Annotated in this window: 15 protein-coding genes; 4 read left to right on the forward strand and 11 right to left on the reverse strand. The window is 41.9% G+C overall.

Going from position 1 to position 16,522, the window contains the following annotated elements; all coding sequences use genetic code 11:
* Positions 1 to 3: 3 nt before the first annotated feature.
* From secD to AAEY93_RS16330, 5 genes are all read right to left on the reverse strand, one after another.
* Positions 4 to 1,854, reverse strand: coding sequence for a protein translocase subunit SecD (gene secD / locus AAEY93_RS16310; RefSeq protein ID WP_124013643.1), 1,851 nt, complete (start codon positions 1,852 to 1,854; stop codon positions 4 to 6).
* 17 nt (positions 1,855 to 1,871) lie between these two features.
* Positions 1,872 to 2,204, reverse strand: coding sequence for a preprotein translocase subunit YajC (gene yajC / locus AAEY93_RS16315; RefSeq protein ID WP_101030216.1), 333 nt, complete (start codon positions 2,202 to 2,204; stop codon positions 1,872 to 1,874).
* 25 nt (positions 2,205 to 2,229) lie between these two features.
* Positions 2,230 to 3,354, reverse strand: coding sequence for a tRNA guanosine(34) transglycosylase Tgt (gene tgt / locus AAEY93_RS16320; protein ID WP_124013644.1), 1,125 nt, complete (start codon positions 3,352 to 3,354; stop codon positions 2,230 to 2,232).
* 142 nt (positions 3,355 to 3,496) lie between these two features.
* Entirely contained in the window at positions 3,497 to 4,537 is a 1,041-nt protein-coding gene (gene queA, locus AAEY93_RS16325; protein ID WP_101030214.1) for a tRNA preQ1(34) S-adenosylmethionine ribosyltransferase-isomerase QueA, read from the reverse strand.
* 68 nt (positions 4,538 to 4,605) lie between these two features.
* Entirely contained in the window at positions 4,606 to 4,806 is a 201-nt protein-coding gene (locus tag AAEY93_RS16330) for a hypothetical protein (protein ID WP_351078366.1), read from the reverse strand.
* A gap of 193 nt (positions 4,807 to 4,999) precedes the next feature.
* Between AAEY93_RS16330 and AAEY93_RS16335 the strand changes: the two genes are divergently transcribed.
* The 3 genes from AAEY93_RS16335 (at position 5,000) to AAEY93_RS16345 (ending at position 7,021) form a co-directional block, all read left to right on the forward strand.
* Positions 5,000 to 5,596 (forward strand): acyl carrier protein phosphodiesterase, encoded by a 597-nt coding sequence (locus AAEY93_RS16335; RefSeq protein ID WP_101030212.1) that lies wholly within the window; start codon positions 5,000 to 5,002, stop codon positions 5,594 to 5,596.
* Between the two features lie 28 nt (positions 5,597 to 5,624).
* On the forward strand, positions 5,625 to 6,230 hold the full coding sequence (locus tag AAEY93_RS16340) for a protein disulfide oxidoreductase (protein WP_101030211.1): 606 nt from the start codon (positions 5,625 to 5,627) through the stop codon (positions 6,228 to 6,230).
* Between the two features lie 137 nt (positions 6,231 to 6,367).
* A complete protein-coding gene (locus tag AAEY93_RS16345) occupies positions 6,368 to 7,021 on the forward strand; it encodes an RluA family pseudouridine synthase (protein WP_124013647.1) in 654 nt (217 codons plus the stop codon).
* A gap of 75 nt (positions 7,022 to 7,096) precedes the next feature.
* Here the strand turns inward: AAEY93_RS16345 and sstT are convergent, their stop codons facing one another.
* From sstT to AAEY93_RS16375, 6 genes are all read right to left on the reverse strand, one after another.
* Positions 7,097 to 8,329: a serine/threonine transporter SstT gene (gene sstT / locus AAEY93_RS16350; protein ID WP_124013648.1), complete on the reverse strand. Its 1,233-nt coding sequence runs from the start codon at positions 8,327 to 8,329 to the stop codon at positions 7,097 to 7,099.
* A gap of 501 nt (positions 8,330 to 8,830) precedes the next feature.
* Positions 8,831 to 9,733 (reverse strand): chemotaxis protein, encoded by a 903-nt coding sequence (locus AAEY93_RS16355; protein ID WP_351078372.1) that lies wholly within the window; start codon positions 9,731 to 9,733, stop codon positions 8,831 to 8,833.
* A gap of 509 nt (positions 9,734 to 10,242) precedes the next feature.
* On the reverse strand, positions 10,243 to 10,722 hold the full coding sequence (locus AAEY93_RS16360; RefSeq protein WP_124013649.1) for a dual specificity protein phosphatase family protein: 480 nt from the start codon (positions 10,720 to 10,722) through the stop codon (positions 10,243 to 10,245).
* Positions 10,723 to 10,733: 11 nt separating this feature from the next.
* A complete protein-coding gene (locus AAEY93_RS16365) occupies positions 10,734 to 12,020 on the reverse strand; it encodes a DEAD/DEAH box helicase (RefSeq protein WP_124013650.1) in 1,287 nt (428 codons plus the stop codon).
* 71 nt (positions 12,021 to 12,091) lie between these two features.
* On the reverse strand, positions 12,092 to 12,643 hold the full coding sequence (locus AAEY93_RS16370; protein WP_124013651.1) for a methylated-DNA--[protein]-cysteine S-methyltransferase: 552 nt from the start codon (positions 12,641 to 12,643) through the stop codon (positions 12,092 to 12,094).
* A 4-nt stretch (positions 12,644 to 12,647) separates the two neighbouring features.
* Positions 12,648 to 14,183, reverse strand: a complete 1,536-nt coding sequence (locus AAEY93_RS16375; RefSeq protein ID WP_124013652.1) for an AlkA N-terminal domain-containing protein — start codon at positions 14,181 to 14,183, stop codon at positions 12,648 to 12,650.
* A 221-nt stretch (positions 14,184 to 14,404) separates the two neighbouring features.
* On the opposite strand from AAEY93_RS16375, the gene AAEY93_RS16380 reads away from it, so the two are divergent.
* Positions 14,405 to 16,234: an ABC transporter ATP-binding protein gene (locus tag AAEY93_RS16380; RefSeq protein ID WP_351078377.1), complete on the forward strand. Its 1,830-nt coding sequence runs from the start codon at positions 14,405 to 14,407 to the stop codon at positions 16,232 to 16,234.
* The last annotated feature ends 288 nt before the right edge of the window (positions 16,235 to 16,522 follow it).

The following is a 16,522-nucleotide window of genomic DNA, read 5'->3' on the forward strand; positions in this document are numbered from 1 at the left end:
CCTTTAGATAGACAATGACTTAACGCGTTTACCACCCCAAACCGCATTCACGATTGAGCGTGTGCCAATAATGGCTGTAAACATCGAAGTCGCGATACCTATCATTAAGGTAACAGCAAAGCCTTTAACCGCACCGGTACCAACAGCAAATAAAATTAACGCTGTCATAAAGGTAGTAATGTTGGCATCTGCAATGGTTGAAAACGCATTACCATAACCTTCATGGATGGCTTGTTGTACACTGCGGCCGTTTAGGAGTTCTTCACGGATACGTTCAAAAATAAGCACGTTGCCGTCTACTGCCATCCCCACCGTTAATACCATGCCAGCAATACCAGGTAAGGTTAACACCGCACCAGGGATCATCGACATCACACCAACAACCATGATTAAGTTAGCCATCAATGCCAAGTTGGCAATAAAGCCAAACGCACGGTAGTAAATCATCATGAATATAAGCACAACAACCATGCCCCAAACCATTGCTTGAACACCGTTTTGGATATTTTCAGCGCCTAAGCTTGGACCAATCGTTCTTTCTTCTACGATAGTGATAGGAGCAATAAGCGCTCCGGCACGTAACAGTAACGCTAAGCTCTGTGATTCAGAGTGCTCAAGACCCGTAATCACAAAATTACGACCTAAACGAGCCTGGATAGTGGCAACCGAAATGACCTCTTCAATCCTAGTCATTTTCACTGTGCCATCAGGATTACGTGTACCACTATCTTTATATTCGATAAACAATGTAGCCATTGGCTTACCGATATTGTCTTTGGTAACGTTCGAGAAAATCGAGCCGCCTTCGGCGTCAAGATTAATCGCAACCTGTGGACGGCTGTATTGGTCAAAAGTCGGTTGCGCGCCGGTGATATGATCGCCAGTGAGCATGACTTCTTTCTTCAATACGGCAATCCCGCCTTCACGACGTTTGTACACTTCTGCACCGGCAGGTACACGACCATTTGCCGCGGCACTTACATCCGCCTTGTCATCAACCATACGAAATTCAATTGATGCTGTAGCACCTAAAATTTCTTTTGCACGAGCAGTGTCTTGTACACCTGGCAGTTCAACAATAATGCGCTCTGCGCCTTGACGTTGTACGACAGGCTCAGCGACACCAAGCTCGTTGACACGGTTACGAAGGATGGTCATGTTTTGCTTCAGTGCTTCTTCCTTAATTTGCGTAAGGTAGGTATCACTCATGGTAGCAAGAAGCATAAACTCATCGCCGCTACTCGCATCGGTATAGGTCATGTCATTGCTGCGGATTTTTAAAAAATCCTCAGCTTCGACAACCGTTTCAGCATCACGAAACTTAATCGCAATCCCTTTCGGGGTTTTACGAATACCGGCGTAGCGAATTTTCTCTTCACGAAGCTGACTGCGAAAATCAGCTATTTTAGCCGCTTCCATTTTGCGGACCGCCTCGCCCATGTCCACTTCCATTAAGAAATGAACACCACCGCGCAAGTCTAAACCTAGCTTCATTGGCGACCCACCAACAGCTTCAAGCCATGCTGGGGTTGCCGGTGCTAAGTTTAACGCAACGGTATATTTCTGACCAAGTAGTTCAGCGATAGCCTCTTTCGCCACCAACTGCTGCTCAGGATTTTGTACGCGAACTAATAACTGACCATTTTCAAGCTCGGCGCGCTTTACGGCAATATCCTGACTCTCTAATAGATCAACGACAGTCGTTTGTGTCGATACAGTGACTTCAGCGCCGCGAGTCGCGACGATCTGTACTGCATGATCTTCACCAAACAAATTTGGAATTGCATAAAAACTACCAACGGCGATGATAAGCATCACCATGATGTTTTTCCACATTGGGTATTTATTTAACACACCATAGCCCTCTTGGCTTATAACGACTGAATAGAACCTTTAGGCAATACCGCTGCGATGTAATCCTTTTTAATCGTGATTTGGTTATTATCATTAATAGCTAATAACACATAATCACTTTCATCAGCGATTTTGGTCACTTTACCGAGAATGCCACCACTGGTTAACACTTCATCACCTTTTGAAATCGACGCCATTAGGTTTTTGTGTTCTTTAACACGCTTTGACTGTGGACGGAAAATCATAAAGTAAAAAATTAATCCAAACATGACGAGCATGAAAATTAATTGCATGGTTTCGCCACCGGCTATTCCACTTATTGGACTTGCATATGCATTTGAAATAAACATAGTTCTCTCTTCTTATTAGCTAAAATTAATCGATTAACTCAGGTACTTCACGACCTAGACTGGTGTAGAACTCCTTAACAAAGGCGTCTAATGTACCTGTCTCAATTGCGCCGCGCAAACCTTCCATCAAAATTTGATAATAACGTAAATTGTGAATGGTGTTTAAACGCGCACCTAAAATTTCATTACAACGATCTAAATGGTACAAATAAGCACGTGAATAGTTTTTACAAGTGTAACAATCGCACTTAGTGTCTAATGTTGCTGTATCATCACGATGGCGTGCATTGCGAATTTTAATCACACCTTCACTGGTAAATAAATGGCCATTACGGGCATTACGCGTTGGCATCACACAGTCAAACATATCGACGCCACGACGAACACCTTCCACTAAGTCTTCAGGTTTACCTACACCCATTAGATAACGTGGTTTGTCAGCTGGAATTTGCGGGCAAACATGCTCTAAAATACGGTGCATATCAGCTTTAGGCTCGCCCACAGCCAAGCCACCAACGGCATAGCCATCAAAACCTATGTCTAAAAGACCCTTTACACTCTCATCACGTAAATCTTCGAATACCCCACCTTGAATAATGCCAAACAAAGAGTTTGGATTTTCTAAGCGGTCAAATTCATCACGCGAGCGTTTTGCCCAACGCAGTGACATTTGCATCGACTTACGCGCTTCGTCATGTGTTGCAGGATATGGGGTACATTCATCAAAAATCATTACCACGTCAGAACCTAAAGAATTCTGAATTTGCATTGATTTTTCTGGATCTAAAAAAATCTTTTCACCATTAATTGGTGAGCGGAAATGGACACCTTCTTCAGTGATTTTACGGATGTCGCCCAAACTAAACACTTGGAATCCACCTGAGTCCGTTAGAATAGGACGCTGCCAATTCATAAAGTCGTGCAAGTCACCGTGCTTACGCATGATCTCTTCACCAGGACGTAACCATAAATGGAAGGTGTTACCCAATAAAATATCGGCACCGGTAGCACGCACTTCTTCAGGCGTCATACCTTTTACCGTACCGTAAGTTCCCACTGGCATAAATGCAGGCGTTTCAACAGTGCCACGATCAAAAATAAGACGTCCGCGACGAGCACGACCATCTGTTGTATCTAATTCAAATTTCATAAATCACCTTGCCAGATAAACAGTCTGACTCGTTTAGTTTCTATAGTAATGAGGGCGAATTTTACTGCTTCAAGGTTACTGACACATTAAATCAAAAAAACGCCCACTACTGTGGGCGAGTATTTTAAATCAAATTCGTTGCTTAGGGGGCTTTTTTCGTCACAAACATTGCATCACCGTAGCTAAAAAAGCGATATTTTTGCGTAATCGCATGCTGATAGGCGTTCATCACTTCATCAAAACCGGCAAAAGCGCTTAATAGCATGATTAATGTCGACTCAGGCAAATGAAAATTGGTCACCATGGCATCGACTATTTTAAATTGAAAGCCAGGGTAAATAAAAATATCGGTATCACCACTGAAGGCTTTTAGTGGACCATCGCCACTGGCACGAGCTGCACTTTCAAGTGAACGAACAGACGTCGTGCCAACGGCAACGACGCGATAGCCGTTGGCTTTAGTTTGCGCAATGAGGTCAACGACATCTTGAGGAACGTTTGCCCATTCTGAATGCATCTTGTGCTCCAGAATATTATCGACCCGTACTGGTTGAAAGGTACCCGCGCCAACATGTAATGTCACAAAAGCAATATTGACGCCTTTAGCTTTTAGTTCAGCCAGCATAGCGTCGTCAAAGTGTAAACCTGCGGTCGGTGCTGCAACAGCGCCTGGTGTTTGGTTATATACCGTTTGATAACGCTCTTTATCAGCATCTTCATCTGGACGATCAATATAAGGCGGCAGAGGCATATGACCGACGTCTTCAAGCACTTCTAATACGGTTTTATCAGAAAGTAACTCAAGTTCAAATAAGGCATCGTGACGCGCCAACATTTTCATCTGGTATCCGCCGTCTAAATCGATAAGGGTATCAACTTTAGGGGATTTAGAGCTGCGAACATGGGCTAAAATACGTTTATCGTCCAGCATACGTTCAACGAGGATCTCAAGCTTACCGCCAGTGGACTTTTGGCCAAATAAACGCGCTGGTATGACTCGAGTGTTATTAAACACCATCAAGTCACCAGGATTGATCATATTGAGTAAATCAGTAAATTTTTTGTCAACAAGCTCACCGTTTTCGCCACTTAGCGTGAGTAAACGCGAGGCATTGCGTTGTGCTGTCGGATAGCGAGCAATCAGCTCATCTGGTAGGTCGAATGAAAAATCTGCAACACGCATAGTATTATCTCAACAGTAAAAACGGCCGCTAGTCTATGGCGAGCAAAGGTTAAGATCAAGTTTACTGATTATGTTGTCGGCTTTTGCTCTATGATCTCAGTGTCGAGATCATCGCTAGTAATCGGATTAGGCTTAGGCTTAGGCTTAGCAGCGTAAAAGATTTCATTCGATTTATATGAATGCACTTCATAACGCATGTCGATGTATACTTTATTTCTTTTGGTCGCTGTAGACCTGCCCAATAATTTTTTAAACCAATCTTTCATCATCCTTGATCCCTATAATTAATCCTATACCCTTTAAAAGCACTGACCTCTAGCCGTCACAACGAGAGATGCTCAATACTCAATGACATTTTTCGATAAAGCGTTATCATTAGGTCTACACACTCGCCACTTCGTAACGCTTTGTTACAATCGGTTAGTATCATACTGTAAAATAATAAAATTAGAAGTACAATTTATGAACTTTTTAGCTCACTTACATTTAGCCGACATCAGCAACACTCACCTAGTCGCTAATTTGTCGGGCGATTTCGCAAAAGGTAATATACAGCAACATCCAAAACATCTGCAACAAGGGATATGGCTTCACCGTCAGATAGACCAAGTTACTGACAGCCATGAAATTATTATCGACTTACTCAAGTTATTCCCTAAAACCTCACGCCGCGTTGCACCGATACTGGTTGATTTAGTCTTTGATCATTACTTAGCGTTTTATTGGGAAGAGTATCATCACCAGCCATTGGATGAATTTTGCCAAAAAGCATACCATCAACTTAGCACGACACCTGAATTACCCCCGACATTACAGGCAATTGCGCCACAAATTATTGAGCAAGATTGGTTAAGTAGTTACCAAACAAGGCAAGGATTAGATCAAGCGATTAAAGGTGTGAGTCGTCGCTTATCAAAACCGGAACTGTTTGATCATGCCATTAACGATATTGATAAGATTTATATTGATATTGAAATTGCATTTAGAACCTTTTATCCGCAATTAATGGCCTATAGCAAAGTTTATAGTCGTAAAACTCCAGCTGAATATTTACCTTAACACCGAGCAATAATGGAGTTAATTAAGTATGACATCATGGTTAACTAACCTAAAATCCACACTCACATCCGGGCGGTTTTGGCTAACTAGCCTTCGCGATATAATACTCATCGCAGTGGTATTGTTCACGCTTGCCAGTTATTTACAACGAGATATGCGAACAGGTATCGCCACGCCAATTCAAGCCCACACGATAGCCAATAAACCCATATCATTGTTTACCTCAACCTCTGCTAACACGCAAATAAATATCAGACCGATGAATACCAACAATAAACCCACCTTGATCTATTTTTGGGGTACTTGGTGTCCGGTATGCAAAGTGACCTCTCCTATGGTCAACTCGGTTAATCTTAATCAAGATTATCAGGTTATTTCCATTGCGGTAGCTTCAGGATCTGATGTTGAAATTAGTCGCTTTATGCAACAACATCATTATGATTTTGAAGTGATCAATCAACAATACCAACCTCAGGCTGCGTTATTAAGCCAACAATGGGGTGCAATGGCTTTACCCGCTATTTATATCATTGATACCAACAATAATATCCGTTTTGTTACCTCAGGCGTGACCAGCGGTTGGGGAATGTCATTGCGCTTGTGGTTAGCGACTTGGTCACCCGCCTTTAGTTAAACGCCTCTGTTCAACTGGACAATTGATTTTTTGTTATGAGTAAAACTTTGTTAGTATTCGCGGCGGTAGTATTGGCGACGTTAATTTTTCGTAATACGAATACCTGAATCTGACTCAATTAAAGAGAATAACTCATAATGCACATCTTTACTTATCAACCTCCTTCGATCCCATGGTTGGACATACGCTATAAAGACCGTGACATTATCGTCATCAATAAACCTTCAGGCCTATTATCAAATCCAGGACGTTCACCTGACACACACGATACGGCAATCACTCGCTTGCAACAAAGCTATCCTGAAGCCATTCTGATCCATCGCTTAGATTGTGACACTTCTGGGATCATGATTTTTGCTCGAACTAAAAAAGCAGAATCGCATTTAAAAATTCAATTTCAAAATCGCCAAGCTAAAAAAGTGTATATTGCCGAAGTCATGGGCTACGTCAATGAACAACAAGGCAAAGTAAACGTCTCCATTGGGCCTAATCCTGATTCGCCACCATTCCAAATGCTCACCGACTCTGGCAAAGCTGCGTTGACCTACTTCCAAGTGCTTGAACATAGGCCACAGTCAACCTTGATGGAACTGAAACCGCACACTGGTCGCACTCACCAACTTAGGGTTCATATGCTGTCGCTTGGTCATGCCATTTTAGGGGATGAGTTTTATGGCGATACGGAGACAATTAATGCCAGTAAGCGCTTAAATTTACATGCGCAATTGCTAACGATTACCCACCCTTACAGCCAAGTCGAGATGACTTTCTTTAGTCAGCATCCATTTTAATTCGCAGCTAATTAAATGAAAAAAATGCCGACTCAATCGCGTCGGCATTTCTTCAATCAATATATCTTTACAATATTAGCCGGCTTGAGAGGCCTCTTTTGCTTCAGCAGCTTCACACGCTGCAGCAGTAAAGATCACATCAGTAGAACTATTTAATGCGGTTTCTGCAGAATCTTGGATCACACCAATGATAAATCCGACAGCCACAACTTGCATCGCAACATCATTAGAAATACCAAACAAGCTACACGCCAGTGGGATTAATAATAGCGAACCACCCGCAACACCTGAAGCACCGCAAGCTGAAACAGAAGCCATCAAACTCAATAACAATGCCGTCATAAAATCAACTTCGATACCTAAAGTATGAGCTGCAGCTAAGGTTAATACCGTAATGGTGATAGCAGCGCCGCCCATATTGATGGTGGCACCTAATGGAATCGATACCGAATAAGTGTCTTTATGCAGTTTTAGCTCTTCACACAAGGCCATATTGACCGGGATATTGGCAGCACTTGAACGAGTAAAAAATGCCGTAACACCACTACCGCGTAAACACTTAAACACTAAGGGATAAGGGTTACGTTTGATTTTGGCATAAACGATAATTGGGTTAACAACCAAGGCAATAAATAACATAGAGCCCACGAGTACCATGAGTAACTGGCCGTAACCTGCTAGTGCTTCAAAACCTGTTTCGGCAAACGTAGCAGCCACTAAGCCAAAAATACCTATCGGCGCTAGACGGATCACAAAGCGGACAATATTTGATACAGCGTCACTGACATCTGAAAGCATTTGCTTGGTGCTGTCACTGGCATGATGCATGGTTATCCCTAAGCCTGCTCCCCATACTAAAATACCAATATAATTACCCGTTACTAATGCGTTAACCGGATTATCGACAATTTTAAATAATAAGGTATTAATAACTTCGCCAATCCCTTGAGGAGGATTAGAGCCTTCAATGCCTGCGGTTAGCAGTAAGGTGGTTGGAAACGCAAAACTGAATAATACCGCCGTTAATGCCGCAGCAAAGGTACCCAGAAGATATAACATAATAATCGGGCGCATATTGGTTTGACTATTTTTCTTTTGATTGGCAATCGATGATGCAACCAGAACAAAAACCAGAATCGGCGCAATGGCTTTCAGTGCACCCACAAAGAGTGAGCCCAGAAAAGCCACACTATTGGCACCCGTTGTTGAAATACTTGCCAGAATCACGCCCAAAATGATCCCGCTGATAATTTGTAGCACGAGGCTACCGCTAGCGATACGAGCTAACAGAGATTTTTTTTGATTCATTGTTTAACCTATGATTATTATATTTATGGCTTTTTATGATCAAGATTTTGCTTATCTTTAAAAAGGAAACATCACAATACTGGTAACATCCACGTTAACCACCTTACAACATATAGTGATATAACACGTATGCTACGATACTCATGACATTATCGATAATAACAATGCTATTACTGAAAACACCCTGCTCATTTTACTTATTGATGTGCAATTAACTCACACTCAATAAATACACTTCAATCAATTCGTTTTCAGGGATAGCACTCCCTCATTAACGTTAAGCATTACCTTGTGAACATCGTGTATACTGACACTGTAAAAGCCTTATAGCTGTATATCAGGATGGTGTGTAATAAGTCTAGTCTTGATGCCAAATGAGTAAAAAAATTCAACCATCGTTCGCAAAGTAAACGTTAATTTAATGGTTACACTTTTTTTGATGCAAAATTGTTATCAATGTTAAAAGCCATGAAATACTAACAGAGAAACAACTATTAAATATTAAGCAGACTGTAATGCATGAGCGCCTCTAAGCATCGCTTCAATTAACTCTTGAGCATCAAACTTAGTTAATGCTTCATTGGCTCCGACCTGTTTAGCTTGGCTGACACTAATTTCGCTGGATAATGATGTATGTAAAATAATGTACGCGTGTTCAATTTCGGGATTATTTTTAACCTCAAAGGCTAATTCATAACCATCAAGACCAGGCATTTCAATATCACTCACCAGTAAATCAATTGGTTTTCGGTCTGTAGCGGCTTGTTGCATAATATCTAGTGCGTCCCGACCATCTGCCGTCACTTGATAGGCAATGTTAATCGAGTCTAGTGCATCAGACAGCTGTTTACGGGCCACTTTTGAGTCATCCACCAGTAAAATGTGTAATGGTGTTAATTTTTCACGTTGAACATCGGTTAATATGGCTCGATTACGAAGAGGATCATCAGGAAAGATTTTTGATAGTAACAATTCGACATCCAGTAATTGAACTAACTGATCATCAAAACGAGTTACACCGGTTAGAAAGGCATTTTTACCTAAGTTGCTGGAAGGCGCCTCGATATTACGCCAGTTACACTCAATAATTTTATCGATTGAACGCACAAGAAAACCTATCACCATTCGCTGACAATCAGTAATAATGATGTGGCAATCTTTACGCTCTTGTTCGGTCACAGGTTTATAACCAATGGCAGCAGCCATATCGATAACCGGAATAGTCATCCCCCGAATAGTGGCTGCACCCATTATGGAAGAGTGAGAGTGCAGAATTTTATTTAAAGGAGTAAACGGCACAAGTTCACGAATTTTTAAAGTACCTAAAGCAAACAGTTGTGTTTGATTTAACTTAAAAAGTAATAGACCCTGCGATTGATTCGCTTTGCTCGTTTTCGGACTCATCACTACCCCTTCATCTGAAGACTGAAATCAGCCTCACTATAACATTTATCGTCAGAATATAGACTAACTTTAGCCAGCTATTTTATCTGCAAATATCATTACAAATCACAAAATTAGCAATTCATCCGATGATCAGTTCCGCTATTACTAGATGATATTCGATTTACACTCAATCAAACCCCACTGTTGGTAAAAGAGATATCGCTTACTCGCAATGTAAAACAGGCTTGTAGTATTTAATGCTCTTTTCTCGGCAAACAGCCAGTGTAACGGGCATAGTCGATAATAGTTGAAATGTTCCGCCGCCTACAATGTAAATCATCACGGCCACTGTAATAAGCTTAACTGCCGATGAATATCGGATAGAGGGCTGAATATAACATTCGGGAATGTGGAGATGTTCGGTAAAAACAACAAAGGGAGTCAATTGATTTAATCAGTTACAGATCCAATCAATTGTCTCCCTAATAATATGAGATCTAAAACAATGAGGCTAAAACTCAAATAAATCAGTTCGAAGCGGCTTGCAGTTCGTAAAGCACGTCATAAACAAATTGATCCCAGCCTTCAGCATCAAACGCTAACCCGCAGGCATTTCTGACTTGGCTAACAGCATGCAAAGGGGCGGCACCGTTTTCCATCAAATAATAAGCCATCACCATTTGAGTACGATTAATTCCCGAACTGCAGTGCAATAATATTGCCTTTTGCTCACTTTCACATTCACGAATGAATGCTAATACCTGAGGTAATACCTCAGCACAAATGGCTAAATCTTGTGGTTTAGGTGGCATATTATCAGGTAAATTAAACACTTTATGACGCAAGCCTAATTCTGCCATAGCATCGACATCACAACCTTCACCATTATTTAATGATGCGATAGCAGCAAAACCAGCTTGCTTTAATTCAGCTAAGTCCCATGCATCTTTGTTTGGACCACTACGGCCTGCGACTTGCTTATCAACTAACCAAAAAATATCTTTCATATTACCTACTACTAATCAGATTTCTTAGCCCAAATACCAATATTAACGGAGGCTACTTTTTTGCGCTTTTTTTTACCACTACCTTCTGGCTTAGCCATTGGTTTAGGTTGTTCGAGTACGGTTTCAGGCACAACATCATCAGCCTCAAATCCGTTAACTTGTTCACGTTCAAGGCGAATTTTGTTTTTCTTCTCGATTACACAGAAGTGATGATACTCGTCATGAGACAATAAGGTCAACGCTAAACCAATTTCTCCCGCACGTCCACTGCGACCAATTCGATGCATATAATCTGCTGGGCTGCGCGGTAAGTCAAAATTAATTACCACAGGTAATTTTTCAATATCGAGACCACGGGCAGCAATGTCTGTCGCAATGAGTACTTGAATCTCACCCGCTTTAAAACCGTCTAATACCCGACTTCGCGCGCCTTGGGCTTTATCACCATGAAAGACTTCTGCAGTGATACCACGTTTAGCTAATTTTTCAGCTAAATGATTACAACTATTTTTGGCACTAACAAAGATCAATACTTGGCGCCATTGATGTTGTTGTAGCAAGTGTGCAAGTAATGCCGTCTTTTTTTCACGGTTAACCGTCATTACACGCTGCACTAAGGTACTCGTCTCAGCGCTTTGTAATTGTATCTCAAGTGGGTCCACTAACAACGCTTGCGTTAATTGACGAACTTCATCAGGAAAAGTCGCTGAAAACAATAACGTTTGTTTTTGCTTAGGGAGGAAGTTGAGTACTTGAGTCAATTCTTCAGTAAAACCAAGACTTAGCATACGGTCAGCTTCATCAAGCACCAACGTTGACACTTGAGACAACCTGAGTGCATTAGAAGAGACTAAATCGAGTAAACGGCCTGGGGTTGCCACTACCACATCCGCGCCGCCACGCAATGCTAACATTTGAGTGTTGACCGATACGCCACCAAATGCAGCAACCACTTTAATGTCACCATTTAAATGAACCGCATAGGATTTAAAGCTGTCAGCAACTTGCTTGGCTAATTCCCGTGTGGGTACCAAGACTAATGCACTCACAAAATTACCTTTAGCAGATGATGTTGCCCGACGATTCATTAATTGATGTAAAATCGGCAGAGCAAAAGCCGCTGTTTTACCTGAGCCTGTATTCGCACCCGCCAGTAAGTCTTTACCGGTTAGCGTACTGGGAATGGTTTCAGCTTGGATTGGTGTAGGCTGAATATAATTAAGCTCAGCTAATCTTGCCAACAATGGGGTATGCAGGCCAAATTCAGCAAAAGTCGTGACTAAAGAAGCTTGGGTCATGTATCAAATGCGCTCAAAAAAAGGTTATCAATCGGTCATTTTAACGTACTTTGGCGCAGCAGTCAGATAAATCAGTTAATTTCGTCAATCCCTTCTAGGTCGAGTAGCCATTGCTTCATGTCGAGCCCATAAGCATAACCTGTGAGCTTACCACCTTTGCCTATCACCCGATGACATGGGACGATAATGGCAATTGGATTAGCACCATTTGCAGCCCCCACAGCTCTAACGGCTTTAGGTCGCCCAATAGTATTAGCGATATCACTGTAACTGCAACGCTGACCGAATGTTAATTGACTCAATGCTTGCCAAACCTCTTGTTGAAACACTGTCCCTTTCGGCGCTAAGGTCACATCAAATTGTTGCCTTTGCTTAGCGAAATACTCAGCTAACTGGAACACAGTTTCATCAATGTGTCGCTGAGCCTGTAACAGTAAAGTTTGAGCATGCACTATGCCACTTTGCTGCAATGTAACTTGAGTTTGAATTTCTACTGTTGAACTTATTTGAACGAGATCCTCAACCTGTAAATGCGTTAACCCATGCTCAGAGGCTTTAAGCGAGAGTAAACCAACAGGACTTGTCACTAAAGCGTGACGCTTAGGTAAGGCAAATTGGGGCATAATATTATCCTTTTTTTGCAATAACAGGATCGTTATCCCAAAGCTGAAATGTTAAGTAACTGCCCCACGGTGATGCTTGTTTTGCGATCTCAGCGGCAATATTTAGGTATGATTTAGGTGTTTCAATGGCTTTACCCAATTGCTCATGTAACGCATGCAGGCGATTTTTAATGACTAAGTCAGAGCTCAAAAAAACATCAGGATCGCTCAAGCCTCGCATGTTAACGTAAGCAACTGTCCACGGGCCAATACCTTTTACCGCAAGCCAATCATCAGGCATAGAATCTGGGTGTTGATGCACAAATTCCCCCAAGGCATTTAAGGCTAATTTTCGCGCACCAGGCATGTTAAGTTCATCTAATGATGCCTTAGCGATTGCTTCTGCTGTCGGGAATAATCGCCAAGTTTTACCATCAATTACCAGTGAGGTACCATAATGCTCGACCAGCAAATTTAATAATTTAGTCGCTTGCAGGACACTCACTTGTTGCCCTAAAACGGCTCGACAAGCAGCTTCAAACACACTACCCGCGGCAGGAATACGCAAACCACTATCAATTTTGGCTCCTAATTCGATGATGGGTAATAATGCCTGCTGGATTATATCCATGTCGGCATTTAAATCGAACATGCGACGAAGTTGCAACACTATATTGTGTAAAAACTTAATATCATTGGCATCAACTAAGTAAATACTCACATCAAGTTGGGGTTTATCTTTATGAGCTGAAATGTAAAAAAAACCCTCCACGCCATCAAATGAAAACGTTCGACCATAACGGCCAGAAATATCATCAATTACTTCCATATTGTCGACTTGGCGAAAGGCATAAAAAGCCAACATCTTCGCCCAATTGAGGGGTGGTCTGTAGGCTAATGCTAATGTTATTGGTTTAATATAAGTACTCACGTGGTTATCTTTGTGAGGGTGAATAACATTCGTTGAGGATCGACTTTTCTGGCGTAAATCACTTGGGGTTAATCGTAATTCTTGTTTAAATATTTCATTAAACCGCCTGATGCTATTAAAACCCGCAGCCATGGCAACTTCAGTCATCGATAATGGTGTTTGGTGCAATAACTGTTTGGCAAACATCAACTGTTGGTACAACGCAAAGCGTTTAGGGGATGTACCCAATCCTTGGCTAAAGAGTTTATTCAAATACCGACTGCTAATACCTAGTTTCTCTGCCAGCTTGACCACAGTTCCTGGATTGTCGCCTTTTAAAAAGCCTTGCTCAATCAACTTTATTGCCCGCATTAACGTTGTTTGAGTCCCTAACCACGCAAATGAGCTTGGTGCACTATCTGGTCGACATCGAAGGCAAGGCCTCAGTCCAGCATTAGCTGCTTTTACAGCAGAATCAAAGTAACGCACATTTTTCTCATAAGGCGCAGGCGCGGGACAAATTGATCGACAATAGATACCTGTAGTTAGCACCCCTGTAAAAAATTGACCATCAAAGCGAGCGTCACGACTTAATCTAGCCTGCCGGCAAATCTGTGCTGCAACATTACAATCGCTGTGGATCTGTACCATTAGTCTCGCTAGCCTCTTTACGTTAATCAGGTTCAATCGAAAACTGAACCATTTTCCCTGCACTGCGTACTTAAGTGATTACTTTACCGAAACACAACCACCACGACTAGCGGAAAACGGAACTCAATCGTTTCGTATCATGTAACAATTTAACCGATTACATTTGGCCATTTTACGTTATCCTAGTCAGCAGAACTATCACCATGAAGTTAGAGCATTAGATGTTTAAATTTTTTGAATCATTGACCCAAGCATTACCACAAGAAGAACCGAGTCAGCCACCCAATACCTTATATGCATTTTGCCGCCATTATACCCGCGGATTTGGTAGGCCATTAATTATCATGTCGGTGCTTACGGCGGTGCTGGCGATGTTGGAGGTATCACTGTTTGGCTTTATGGGCAAATTAGTCGATTGGTTAGTGACCAAAAACCCGCAAACTTTGTGGCAAGATGAAAGCACGACGTTAATTACCATGTCGGTGGTTGTCTTAGTGGTCATTCCTGTGATTGTTTGGCTACATTCGTCTATCGTGCACCAGACGCTTTTGGGTAACTTCCCCATGGCCATTCGCTGGCAAGCGCATCGTTATTTACTCAAACAGAGTATTTCTTTCTATCAAGATGACTTTGCTGGACGAATAGCCACAAAGGTCATGCAAACCTCGCTTGCGGTACGTGAAACGGTAATGAAATTGCTGGACGTACTGATGTATATTTTAGTGTATTTCACGTCTATGCTCGTGATGATTGCCGCTGCTGATGTGCGCTTAGTGTTACCCATGCTCCTATGGTTGGCTGCTTATATCTTGATTCAATGGAAATTAGTGCCAAAGCTAAAAGCAATATCCACAGAACAAGCCGATGCTCGTTCAACGATGACAGGGCGTATTGTTGACAGTTATACCAACATTTCAACCGTAAAACTGTTCTCACATACCACCCAAGAAGCCGACTATGCCCAAGATAGTATGACGCGTTTCTTAAAAACCGTTTATGGCCAAATGCGTTTGGTGACGATAATTAATGTTTTGGTACAAATCATCAATTACCTTTTAGCATTTACCATCACCGCAGTGTCTATTTGGTTATGGGCTGACAGTGCGATTACGGTTGGCGCCATTGCCATAGCCGTGAGTTTAGCGTTGCGTTTAAATGGCATGTCACAATGGATCATGTGGGAAATCAGCTCACTTTTTGAAAATATTGGCACGGCGACCGATGGTATGAACACGCTATCTAAACCCATTGCTATCCAAGATAAACCCGACGCCAAAGACATTATTGTTAATCAAGGTAAAATAGACTTTAATCAAGTTTGTTTTCATTATGGCGAGAAAACGGGCGTTATTGAGCAGCTAAACCTGAACATTAAAGCGGGGGAAAAAGTCGGTCTGGTTGGACGTTCAGGCGCAGGAAAGTCGACCTTAGTGAACTTACTAATGCGTTTCCATGATGTGGAGAAAGGTGAAATACTCATTGATGATCAACCAATAACGGATATTCGCCAAGATTCATTACGCGCCAATATTGGTATGGTGACTCAGGATACGTCGTTATTGCACCGTTCAATTCGTGAAAATATCTTGTACGGCGATCCCCATGCAAGTGATGAACAATTAATGGCGGCAATCACTCAAGCACAAGCGGCAGAGTTTATTGAAAATTTAACTGACCCATTTGGTAATAAAGGTCTTGACGCTCAAGTTGGCGAACGTGGAGTCAAACTCTCAGGTGGTCAACGTCAACGAATTGCCATTGCACGTGTATTATTAAAAAACGCGCCAATTTTATTGCTTGATGAGGCAACCTCAGCACTCGATTCTGAAGTTGAAGCAGCGATTCAAGAATCCTTTTATGAATTAATGGAAGGCAAAACCGTGATAGCAATAGCGCATCGACTCTCAACGATTGCGGCTATGGATAGACTCATCGTATTGGATCAAGGCTGTGTTGTTGAACAAGGAACCCATCAAGAGCTCATTAATGCCAGTGGCATCTATGCGCAACTCTGGGCCCATCAAACTGGAGGGTTTTTAGGGTTAGATTAATTAAGTACTTAAATTATTAAAATAAAACTAATAAGAGCCACTCAACTTTGAGTGGTTTTTTATTGCGGTTTGCCGAGATAACCCAATCCAACAAAAACATCTACATTAGAGACTTAGCAATTAACAAAAATAATTGATGTACAAAAAAATGGTAAAGCTTAGGGGGTTTGATAGATGCAGCGAGATAATTTGATGAGATTAACAGTAAAGCTATATGGTGGTCGCTACTGGGCTCGAACCAGTGACCCCCTCCTTGTAAGGGAGGTGCTCTCCCAGCTGAGCTAAGCG

The organism is Shewanella sp. CAL98-MNA-CIBAN-0140 (genome assembly GCF_040309905.1).
Taxonomy (GTDB): Bacteria; Pseudomonadota; Gammaproteobacteria; order Enterobacterales; family Shewanellaceae; genus Shewanella; species Shewanella psychromarinicola.

Coding starts and splice junctions, on each gene's coding strand:
- queA (WP_101030214.1), bottom strand. CDS start 4,537: ATGCGTGTTGCAGATTTTTCATTCGACCTACCAGATGAGCTGATTGCT.
- AAEY93_RS16365 (WP_124013650.1), bottom strand. CDS start 12,020: ATGACCCAAGCTTCTTTAGTCACGACTTTTGCTGAATTTGGCCTGCAT.
- AAEY93_RS16360 (WP_124013649.1), bottom strand. CDS start 10,722: ATGAAAGATATTTTTTGGTTAGTTGATAAGCAAGTCGCAGGCCGTAGT.
- AAEY93_RS16355 (WP_351078372.1), bottom strand. CDS start 9,733: ATGAGTCCGAAAACGAGCAAAGCGAATCAATCGCAGGGTCTATTACTT.
- AAEY93_RS16370 (WP_124013651.1), bottom strand. CDS start 12,643: ATGCCCCAATTTGCCTTACCTAAGCGTCACGCTTTAGTGACAAGTCCT.
- AAEY93_RS16340 (WP_101030211.1), top strand. CDS start 5,625: ATGACATCATGGTTAACTAACCTAAAATCCACACTCACATCCGGGCGG.
- yajC (WP_101030216.1), bottom strand. CDS start 2,204: ATGTTTATTTCAAATGCATATGCAAGTCCAATAAGTGGAATAGCCGGT.
- AAEY93_RS16330 (WP_351078366.1), bottom strand. CDS start 4,806: ATGATGAAAGATTGGTTTAAAAAATTATTGGGCAGGTCTACAGCGACC.
- AAEY93_RS16345 (WP_124013647.1), top strand. CDS start 6,368: ATGCACATCTTTACTTATCAACCTCCTTCGATCCCATGGTTGGACATA.
- AAEY93_RS16375 (WP_124013652.1), bottom strand. CDS start 14,183: ATGGTACAGATCCACAGCGATTGTAATGTTGCAGCACAGATTTGCCGG.
- AAEY93_RS16335 (WP_101030212.1), top strand. CDS start 5,000: ATGAACTTTTTAGCTCACTTACATTTAGCCGACATCAGCAACACTCAC.
- tgt (WP_124013644.1), bottom strand. CDS start 3,354: ATGAAATTTGAATTAGATACAACAGATGGTCGTGCTCGTCGCGGACGT.
- AAEY93_RS16380 (WP_351078377.1), top strand. CDS start 14,405: ATGTTTAAATTTTTTGAATCATTGACCCAAGCATTACCACAAGAAGAA.
- sstT (WP_124013648.1), bottom strand. CDS start 8,329: ATGAATCAAAAAAAATCTCTGTTAGCTCGTATCGCTAGCGGTAGCCTC.